At 67.5% G+C, this 10,042-nt stretch carries 9 protein-coding genes; all 9 read right to left on the bottom strand.

Features of this window, described 5'->3' with window-relative positions; all coding sequences use genetic code 11:
- Positions 1–10 precede the first annotated feature (10 nt).
- Genes ACWF82_RS19380 through ACWF82_RS19420 form a run of 9 tightly spaced genes read right to left on the bottom strand, consistent with a single transcriptional unit; the run spans position 11 to position 10,032 of the window.
- Positions 11–1,375, bottom strand: a complete 1,365-nt coding sequence (locus ACWF82_RS19380; RefSeq protein ID WP_452502932.1) for a cation:proton antiporter domain-containing protein — start codon at positions 1,373–1,375, stop codon at positions 11–13.
- Positions 1,375–1,953, bottom strand: coding sequence for an NADPH-dependent FMN reductase (locus ACWF82_RS19385; RefSeq protein ID WP_452502934.1), 579 nt, complete (start codon positions 1,951–1,953; stop codon positions 1,375–1,377). The genes ACWF82_RS19380 and ACWF82_RS19385 overlap by 1 nt, the downstream gene beginning before the upstream one ends.
- Complete coding sequence (locus ACWF82_RS19390; RefSeq protein WP_452502936.1) at positions 1,950–2,528, bottom strand: flavoprotein; 579 nt, start codon at positions 2,526–2,528, stop codon at positions 1,950–1,952. Before ACWF82_RS19390 ends, ACWF82_RS19385 begins: the two co-directional genes overlap by 4 nt.
- Positions 2,522–3,226, bottom strand: a complete 705-nt coding sequence (locus ACWF82_RS19395) for a VOC family protein (protein ID WP_452502938.1) — start codon at positions 3,224–3,226, stop codon at positions 2,522–2,524. The genes ACWF82_RS19390 and ACWF82_RS19395 overlap by 7 nt, the downstream gene beginning before the upstream one ends.
- Positions 3,190–4,278, bottom strand: a complete 1,089-nt coding sequence (locus ACWF82_RS19400; RefSeq protein WP_452502940.1) for an NAD(P)/FAD-dependent oxidoreductase — start codon at positions 4,276–4,278, stop codon at positions 3,190–3,192. Before ACWF82_RS19400 ends, ACWF82_RS19395 begins: the two co-directional genes overlap by 37 nt.
- Positions 4,253–5,281 (bottom strand): hypothetical protein, encoded by a 1,029-nt coding sequence (locus ACWF82_RS19405; protein ID WP_452502942.1) that lies wholly within the window; start codon positions 5,279–5,281, stop codon positions 4,253–4,255. The genes ACWF82_RS19400 and ACWF82_RS19405 overlap by 26 nt, the downstream gene beginning before the upstream one ends.
- The gene (locus ACWF82_RS19410) at positions 5,274–6,506 is read right to left on the bottom strand and encodes a metallopeptidase TldD-related protein (protein WP_452502944.1); all 1,233 of its coding nucleotides are present in this window, start codon (positions 6,504–6,506) and stop codon (positions 5,274–5,276) included. The genes ACWF82_RS19405 and ACWF82_RS19410 overlap by 8 nt, the downstream gene beginning before the upstream one ends.
- A complete protein-coding gene (locus ACWF82_RS19415; RefSeq protein ID WP_452502946.1) occupies positions 6,503–8,749 on the bottom strand; it encodes a hypothetical protein in 2,247 nt (748 codons plus the stop codon). The genes ACWF82_RS19410 and ACWF82_RS19415 overlap by 4 nt, the downstream gene beginning before the upstream one ends.
- On the bottom strand, positions 8,746–10,032 hold the full coding sequence (locus tag ACWF82_RS19420; RefSeq protein WP_452502947.1) for a hypothetical protein: 1,287 nt from the start codon (positions 10,030–10,032) through the stop codon (positions 8,746–8,748). Before ACWF82_RS19420 ends, ACWF82_RS19415 begins: the two co-directional genes overlap by 4 nt.
- Positions 10,033–10,042: the final 10 nt, after the last annotated feature.

The raw sequence follows: 10,042 nt of genomic DNA on the forward strand, positions 1-10,042 counted from the left end.
CGAAGACCTTTCATCGAGAACTTGTGAGCAGGCCGGTGTGACCGAATCGATCGACCACTGCGACTGCGGGCCATGTCATTGCTGTGCACACGAACGCTGTGAGCACCAGAATCGTGAACAGCTCGGGTCCGAGCAGGCCGAGTTCCCGCCCGATACCCAGGACGACCAGTTCGGTCATTCCACGGCAGTTCAGTAGAGCCCCGAGCCGCGCCGAGTCCGGCCACGACGCACCAGCGGCGCGTGCGGCAAGAGCCACTCCTCCGTATTTGCCGACGAAGGCCACGGCCAGTGCGACGGCGAACCATCCCCACAGTGCGCCGGTTGCGCCGAGTTTCGTCAGATCCGTGACCATGCCGCTGCCGGCGAAGAACAGCGGCATCAGCAGGATCGCAGCAGCTGGTCCGAGCAGTCCGATCGATCGCTCCGCGACAACGCCGACCCGGGGTACGAGCAAGCCGAAAACGAACGCGCCGATCGCTGCGTGCATTCCGGCCAGCGCGGACAGCTCGGCGAATCCGACGGCGCAGGCGGTCAATATGACGACACGCATCGGTAAGGGAATCACCTGGCTGTTCAGCAACGCGCGCAGCCAGGGGCGCAGCACCATCAGTCCGGCCATCAGTGCGAGGGTGAGTCCGACAGTGGGCAGGAGCCCCCCGGCCACACCGCCGACCAGACCGGCCACCAAGGCCAGCAGAATCCATGCCTGCACGTCGGCGACAGTGGCCGAGGTGACCGCGATGGCGGCCAGTGCGGTACCACGCAGCGGGCTGCCCCGCAGGATCACCACCAGCACCGGCAGCGCGGTGACGCTCATCGCCGCACCCACCAGCAGCGCGAACGGGAGCAACTGCACGCCGGGAGGTGCCAGGCGCGGGTAGGCGAACACCGCGAACAGCGCTCCCAGCAGCAACGGCACCAGAAAGCCGACTTGACTGACCGTTGTGGTGAGGCGGCCGCTGCGCCGCAACAGCTTCGGGTCGATCTCCATCCCCGCCAGGAACAAGAACAGGAGCATGCCGAGGTGGGCGAGCCAACTCATCGGTGTCCGCACCGGGTCCGGGAACAGCACGTCCATCGCGCCGGGCCACAGCTGGCCGAGCAGCGACGGCCCGAGGGCGATTCCGGCCGCGATTTCCCCGATGACCCTGGGTTGGCCGAGTTCGACCGCCGCGCGACCGGCGACCCGGCAGCTCACGATGACGACGGTCACGGCCAGGAGCAATTGGGCGAACAACACCGGCCCCGCCCCGGCGGGCCGGGTCCACACCAGCGAGACAACCAACAGCAGAACGAATGCCACTGCCGCGGTGACGATCGCGAGGGGAGTCGCGCGACTCGACGGTGCGCCGGCCACCGCTGTGTCCACTGCCATCACTGGCTCCCGACCGGGAGCGGTTGCTCCTTGTGGTTCAGCGCGCGCGACATTTCCAGGACTTGGTTGAGCATGGCAGGCAAGTGCTGGGCGACGGTGGCATCGGCGGGTAGTCCGTCTGTGGTGAACGGCGGGCGGGCGATGCCGACGCCGAGCGGGGTCGGCCACGCACGCAGCGCGTGACTGATCGCACGCAGAGCGGCCAATGTACTGGCCGCGCCCTGTTCCCCACCGGCGACCGCGACGCAACCGAACACCCGCCCCTGCAGGTAAGGACGCGTATCGGTGGACAGCTCGTTGATGTAGTCCAGGGCGTTCTTCAGCAGCCCCGAGATACTGCCGTGGTAGGCCGGTGAGATCACGATGACGCCGTCAGCAGCGGTGAGTGCGTCCAAATATGGACGTACTGTCGCCGAGTCGGCCAGTCCTGGTGTGTAGAAAGGGAATTCGAGCTGGTGACCGTGAAACACCGTGGTCTCGGTGTGCGGTGCGCACCGTTCGGCGCACCAGGTCGCGAGTCGGTTGGACGCCGAGCCGCGACTCAGCGAGCCGCTGAGTATTACTACGGATGGGTTCATGGTGTCGTCTTCCGCTGATCGTTGTCCGGTTTCTCGTACTCCGCGCGAACGCGGTCCCAGGCCAGCCGCCACGGGAAGGCCTCGGCCGCACCACTTGTCGGCCCGCCGGCGGGCAAGGGGCACACCTGTTCGCCGAACAGGACGGTGACGCCCCAGGCTCGCAACGACGACATGGCTATGGCGATCGCCGGGTGCGCCAGGTGGTCGCGGGTACTGAACGGGACAACCACGAGCGGAACGCCTGCACCGATGGCTTGAGCGCATCGGCCGGTGGCGAGCGTGTCCGACACTCCGGTCGCGAGTTTGGCGATCGTGTTGGCCGTGGCCGGGGCGAGGATGACCGCGTCCGCGGGCGGCAACGGTTCCGGTTCGCCCACGGACCGGAACGTGTGCGGCACCGGATAGCCAGTCATCGCGGTGAGCGCCTCGATGTCGAGGAACGGCAGGGCGGAAGCGGTGGCGATCACCCCGACACGCCACCCGTCTGCCTGGGCGGCAGACACCAGCGCGCCGACTCCGCCCGCAGGCGGTGCGCCGGTGACGATCGCGTGCAGTACCGGCGACTTCGTCACCATCGCAGTGTCACCTGGCCTTCGGTCGTGCTCAGCCGTACCTCGTCGATGCCTCCGGTGGCGTCCTCGGCGATGTCGATGCCAGGGTTCTCATCGCCCAGCCAGGCGCGATACCCGGTGATGTCGGCAGTGCGAACCCGGATTCCGGTGATTCCGGTGGGCACGTGATCGTGGGCCGCGGCATCGAGGTCGACCGGCACACGCTGCTGCCGTGTCGCCATGTCGCCGTAGGACAGGAAGAACGGTCGTTCCGGTGCGGCCCATGATGCGGCGAATCCGGCCTCTGCCCAGGGGACCGCTCCCCCATCAGCGCGCACCGACTCTCCGGTGACCAGATCCGCAGACGCACCGGTGGCGGTAATCCGTGCTGCGACCTGTTCGATATCGTCGACCAGAGCAGCCCAGTTCAGCAGTGTGGGCCCCTCTGCTGTGCGTTCGAGGAACAGTCTCCCGAATTCGGAGCCGGCGAGTTGGTTCTCGTCATGGATGACGAGCAGTTCCAGGTATTGCACCTGGTTGGTGGACATGGGGACGATCCAGCTGGCAGTGCCGTCCGGGTTGGGACTGCCATCAGTGATGCCGAACCCGAATTCGTCGCGTAGCCGATCCCGCAACGGTTCGATGCGGCGGGACCCGAGCAGGACATGATCGATGCGCATCGGGGTCACCGCGCCGATCGGGCAGCGACTTGGCTCGGGCACATGCTGTAGGGCAGCGAGTCCCAGTCGTCTTCGGCGAGGCCGGCGACCAGACCCACCGCAGTGGCGCGGGCGCTCAGCAAGCCGTGCCCGGCGTGTCCGGCGCAGACGAACAGCCGGGAGCGTTCCGGGAGCGCACCCACAATCGGTCGACCGGTGTCGGTCACGGGGCGCAGTCCGGCACGCAACTCGGCCAGTTCCGCATCCGCCAATGCCGGCATCGCCGCCGTCGCGAACGACAGCAGGCCCGACAGTCCACCCGCGGTGACCTTTTCGTCGAAGCCGGTGTCCTCCTCGGTGGCGCCGACGAGGACACCACCACCGATCGCCGGAGCGAGGTAGAGCGCCGAAGAGAAGATGACCGGCAGCTCGACCTCGGTGCGCAAGCGGATCATCTGACCGCGTTGTGGGCGCACGGCCGGTGCGCCGAGGGAACTGCTCCACGCTCCGGCGGCGACGACCGCACGGTCGGCCCGGTACATGCCGTTGCCGGTCCGCACGCTGACTCCGGCGGTGTCTTCGGAGAGTTCGCGCACGTCGGTTCCCTGCAACCAGGTGACGCCCCGGGCAAGTGCGCGATCGCGGACCGCGCGCAGATATCCGGCCCCGTCCACCATCAAGCCGTCGCTCAGGACGTACCGCCGGCTTTCGGGCAGGGTCAGTCCCGGCGCGATCTCACCGAGTTCGGCGTGCTCGACCCATGTGCCGTCGACATCGGCGAGGCGAGTCGCGTACTGGTCGGCGTCGGTTCGCCGTAGTGCCCGCAGAATTGGACGAGCCATGGAGAACGGGCCCGACTCCGGCTCGAGTATCGCGATATCGGAGTCCAGACTCTCACGGGCGGTGCACAGCCACTGGTAGAACTCTCGATCGCTGAGGTAGCGCAACGACGGAACGGCGACGCCCGCGGCGCGCGCGGTTGCGCTACCGGCAGTGGTGCCCGCGTCGAAGACGACGACCGAGGCGCCGGTGGTGGCGAGTTCGTCGGCGAGACAGGCGGCGACGATGCCGCCTCCCACAATGGCGAAATCATGGCTGACTGACGGTGATGACATCGCGGTCCTTCGTGTTGAGCGTTTCTGCTGAAGGCAGGAGCACGGTTGATGTGGTCACTTCGGCATCGGTGTAGACGGTCGAGGCCGGGCCGGTCGTACCGATGGCGCAGCGCAGCAGGTGAATCGGCCGGGCGGTCAGTGTCAGCGAAAACCAGGCGTCGCGGCCGCTCTCACGAGCAAGGCAGGTCAGCCGGACCCAGCCGCGGGAGTGGTAGCGCTGTAGTCCTTCCACGCAGTGGACGAGCTCGATCACCCGCGACGGCTCGGTCGCTTCCGGGCCGGTGAGCCGCCACCCGGTGATGATGGGTGCAGCCGTGGCTCCGAGGTCGTGATTCCACACCAGCCGCGGTGCGGGATCTGGGGCGAGAACCCGTCCGTTCTCGATCAGAGCGACGGCTGTCGCCGTGCCGCCGAGGTCGTCGGGTGTTCCTTCGGCGGGCCACACGGGTACTTCGGTGAGGGTGAGTCCCGGTAGCAGCTTGCGTCCCGTCATCGTCTGCCGCGTCACGGTTCCTTTGGCGGACAACAGCGAGAATCCCGCGCCGGAGATGAGCACGGCGGCTACTTCCGGCCGCAAGCACAGCGGCAGCCGCACCCAATCCGTGGGGGGTGCGACCAGCCGGTTCGGCAGCTTCGGCGGAGCAGCGAGGCCGGGTGCATCGCTGAGTTCGGCGGGATCGGCTGTTGTCGCAGACCCGACCAAGACCGGCCCCAAGGCGGTTTCGAGCCGCGCGAGCACGCTCGTGTGCCGGGAGTCTTTTCGCTGCCGCGTGGTGACGATCGCGCTCTGCAGGCCAACCGTTCGATCGATGCTCCACCGATCGAGCGTGCCGATCACTGCGGTCACCGAGTCGATCGTGTCGGTGCCCGGCTCGGGCATACCGAGCCGGATCGAGGAGACGACCGCTCCCGACTCGTCGCGACGCAGTGCGAGAGTATCGACCGAACGGTTCCGTCGTGGGCCCGCCAGGAGGGTTTGCGTGGTCTGGTCCAGTTCATTCATGGCGCACGGTCCGTATGTGGATCGCGTTGGCGGGCAAGCTCATTCCGGCGTTGGCGAACGATGCCGGAAGCGGGAACTGGCCGAGTTTGCCGCAGCCGCGATTGGCCCGGCCGTAGGCTCGGGTCGCCGGGTCCACCGGGACCAGTGCGCCGAGCGCGGTACCGGCGTTCCCGCGGATCTCGATCGGCCCGAACCGGCGTGTCGCCGCACCTGGTTCGCACCACAGCGAGTCGATGGCACGGAAGACGAAATTGCCGGTGGCGAGATTCATCGACTCCAGTCGTAGCCCCAACGGTGCGAGATACGGTCGTAGCGGGGCGTCGGCGGCGATCCCCGGCTCGATGGTGGCGACGGTGTGGGTCATCCTCGGGATGGCGGGGTGCCGGTAGTTCAACCGGCGCCCGTGGCCGGTTCGGCGAAGGCCGAGCCGCGTCGCGGACATGGCGTCGGTCATCGGTTCGCCGACACGACCCCTGTCGAGCAGAACAGCCGGCGAGGATGCGGTTCCTTCGTCGTCGACCGCACTGTGGAAGCCGCCTATTGCCTCGATCGATCCGTCGACAACGGTCAGCCAGCGCGGACCGATCACCTCACCCTGTCGCCCGGACAGCCAGCTGGTCCCGGTCGCCAGGACATCGGCTTCGAGCGGGTGTCCGACGAGCTCGTGGAAGAACGCGCCCGCTCGCCCCGGCAGCAGTACCAGATCCGCGTGCTGCCACGCGATCTCGTCCGGATCGACGGACGGCAGCGATGCTCGTGTGCGCAACTCCTCGACCAGTGCGGCGATACTCTCGCCTCCGATCGCATCGCAGTTCGACAGTCGGGCCTCGGAAACCGGTCCACGCGGGGTGTCTATCTGCACCTCCACCGAGGCGTATCGCCGCTGGTCCTCGACCAGGGCTTCCGGATCACCGGCGACTATTCGCTGATGCAGTCCGGCGACCCGCACGACGGCGCCGGTCTCGCGGGCAAGCTCACGCAGCAGCGGTTCGCAGCAGGCGGCGACCGCGTCGACAGGCTGGGCAAGGACATGCGTCAATGCCGCAGCGGCCGCAGGGGGAAGTTGTCTTGCGTCATCGGCAGCGCGGTGCTCACCCATCCCGGCAGCGTCCACCGTTTCCACGCAGCCTCCCGCGGTTCGGTGGTCCTCACGCTCGATAGTTCCGGTCGGGTCGACGCGCACGACGCCACGAACGGTGTTCTCGGCGAACAGCACTCTGGTCACCGAGCCTCCTCGGCGTCGTGACCGATGACTTGAATCCGTGCCTCGCTGGTGTAGCGATGCCCCTGCTGGTCACGCAGCCACAGCATCTCCGGTTCCGGCGACATCGGCTCGATGTCGAGCTCGCCGGGCTGTTTGGCTATGTGAGCCAGCAGATCCGCGGCCAGTGGCGCGGCCAGATCCAACAGGTACGGCTTCCGCTCTGTCGCGCTGCGGCAGAAGACGAACCGGGAGCCGGTCAGCCGAGCGAGGCGTCGCAGGTTCAGGAATCTCCCCGACGGTGTCGATGCCGTGAGTTCGTCGGTCGCCACCTCCCACCGTGCCCGTTGCACGACAACGCCCTCGACTTCGACCTCGGGCTGATGCCGTTGGGCGTTGGCGAACACCGGATGCACCACCTGCGGATGCGACAGCGCCGCGGTCGGCGGAAACTTCACGAAATCGCTCAGCGGCACATAGGTACGAAGACGGCGCCCCCGCGGGTCCCGGAGTTCGACCTGCTCGCCGACCGGGGTGACCGTCACCTCGTCGGGAGTCAGCAGGTCCTTCCGTCGAGTGTCGACCCACGACAGTGGCCTGAATGCCACCTCCGGTCCCGGAAATCGGTAGTAGCCCTTGTTACGTCGCCCGAAGTCGAGGCCGACCAGCTCGCCGGCACAGCCGGTGATCCACTCGTTCGCGTCAGCCGCGAACTGCCCGGGATCGTCGAACATGGTGGCGAGCCAACTGTGTACCAGGAGATGGTGGTGAGTACGCGCAACGATCAGCGGGGCTCCGGGAAGTGCGTGCTCGCCGGTGGCCCGTGGGCACAGGTCGACCACGGCATAGCGGTCCCCACGCAGGGCTGCGGCTTTCTCGAGCAGCGTGGAGATCTCCTCATCGGCGGCCTCACCGGAATAGGTGGGGGCATGTCCGGTGCGGAAGCGCGAGGTGCTCGCCTCCCGTTCTTCCAACGCGGCGGCTGCGCGTGTCGACCAGGCCGCGAGCGTCATCGATTCGTCGGGATCGTGCCCGGCGTCGGTGAGCGCGCCACGGACCACTTCTACCGCCGCCTGTTGGGTCGCGGCGCCGTGCGCAACCGCCACCTCCAGGAGGGGGGTCAATCGCCGTTCCCACTCGGCCAGTTGCTCTTCGGAGATCTCCAGGTCGAACTCCGAGGAGCATTCTTCGAAGAAGATCGCCCGGTCGGCATAGGTCGCTCCCGCCCCGCGCCGGGCCGGCTTTCCGGTGATCTCGGTGAAGCGCTGTTCCAAGGTGGCGACGGTGACCATGCGTTTGTCCAGCGGCTGGTCTTCCAGTGCCGCGCGCAGACTCTCGAGTTCGTCGATTCGGTCGATCCACTCGTTTCTGGCGGGCAGCGGCGGCATCGCCGCGAGTTGGTCGCGCAGAGTACTCAAGGGGGCAGTGTCGTATTCTCCTCCGCCGAGTTCGACGTCGGCGGCTCCGTCGGCCAACAGTTTGCGCAGGTCCGCGGCAATTTCTCTGGCTGGACGGCCGGTCGTGCGAACCAGGTCGATAAACCGCGTCCCGCCGATCGGGAGTTCGGCGAAGGTCTCGGGTGCGACGGTGCCGGTGGGGGCGACGGGGTGGAATCGGAGGTGCGGTAGCAGCCGGGTATCGCGGGCTATCGCCCGGATCACGGTGCGAACCGCCCACTCGGAGAGGAATACGCGTCGTACTCGCGGGCGTCCTCGGTGCAGCCTGGTTGTCGCACCGGCTGTTCCGTACGCCATGGGGCCGAAGAAGCTGACGGTTTCGTTCTTGGCGCAGAATCGCTGGACGTAGGTGTACATCTGGCGTCGGACGCGCCGCCACCGCGAGTTCAGGACACCTTCGTGAGAAAGGTAGGGCACCAGCATGTTCCGGTAGGCATCGGGATTCGAGAGGAATACTGCCTCGCCGACTTCGGGTCGGCGCAGCACCTCGCGCAGTTGATCGCCCGCCGCGGCGTCCGCGTCTTCGTAGGCGTGTTCGAAGCGACGAGCGGCATCCGCCCATTCCCGCACCGCGGCACGGGCATCCGGGTTGGTGAGGGCCGGTAGCGTGGCCGTGGAACCTCGACGCACCGCGGAACGCACTGTGTCCGCGTGCGCGCCGGCAGCGGCCAGAAGCGTTGCTTCCCGGTCCAGTACGTCCTGCGCGGCGGCGAGCAGCGCTGCGTCCGCAGTAAAGGTTTCCAGCCAATCGAACGGCATTCCGGCGTGGCGTAGGACGAACACTCGCCCGACGCGCCATTCTCTGGTCACAGCGACCCTCTCCATACACCCGCTCCGGCCAGTTGGCCGGATAGTCGGTCACGAACACGGTCGGACAACCGCTGGGCCACCGATCGGTCACCACGCGCGAGCCGGTCCACGACCGGGGCGAGACGAGGGTGCAGGCGGAAAGCGCTGCCGGAGGCCAGGTTCACGACGAAGTGCCCCGGTCCCCGGCCGTCGGGGCCAGGTCCGTCGTTCCGCACGACCTGCGCGTTGGCCGACCAGCCGTCCTGTCCTGTCGCGGTCATCGGCACGGTCGCCGCGAAACGGCCAGGCAGAAGCTCGGTCCGGGGTGAGAGTCCGGCCAGAAGATCAGCGATCACTGCCGAAATCTTCTGTGGTTCAATCGTTTCCGCAGCGTCGAAGTCCTGGCTTCTGGGCAGGTCCCGGTCGGTGGGCTGCGGGCGACGGATCAGTTGGCGACCGCCCCAGCTACCGCGTGTGTCCACGCCGAGACGGAACGGACGGAGCCCGGCAAGACACAGTTCGTTGTCGTCGGCCAGGCCGTGCGCGGTTTCCCGGATGCTGTCGTACTCCACCCCAGGCGCACCGACGAGAAGCTCGACACGTACCGGGATACCGGACGACATCTGCCCGACGACGCCGGCGATATCTACGGCCATACCGCTGGCGCCGCTGATGAATTGCGTGTGGCCGGGTCGAGCCGCAGCAGTGAGAATCAGTCCCCGGCACAACGGCCATCCGGACGTGGGCACCTCGAGCAGGGACGCGACATCGAGCCACCCGATCCATGGTTCGCCCTCGCGCCGATCAGCTGGGTCCGCGACCACGGTTACCGGTTCTCCGTCAGACCATTCCCCTGCCAACTGCCAGCGCGGAATCCACGACGACACTGTCGCACCACGCAGTTCGGGGAGGCGAGACAACGTCGCGCGGTGGGCGAACGCGAATCTTCCGCAGAGCTCGATCCGTTTCGATCCCGAACCGAGGGCGATGGCGATCGCCGCGGGTAGTTGCTGGTCGGTATCGACAAGAACGCGAATCGGACCTCGGCCGGCTATCTCGGCCGCCAGCGCGACCTCCGGCTCGAACAGCGTCGTCCGGCGCCCCGCGTCGCCGACATCGTTGCTCGATTCGGTACTGCCGTCGACGATCTCGACATCGTCGGCGGTCATTCGCAAGGTGTCGTCGTGCGCGGTCGACGACCGCAGCGCCACTCCCATGGCTCGCAGGGTCGCTTGGTCGTGCTGTTGCCGATCGAGTATGGCCGTCGCGGCATGCAGGAACAGAGCATCGAGCGGGTCGGCCATGTCGGCGGCC

Source organism: Nocardia sp. NPDC055053, assembly GCF_053608285.1.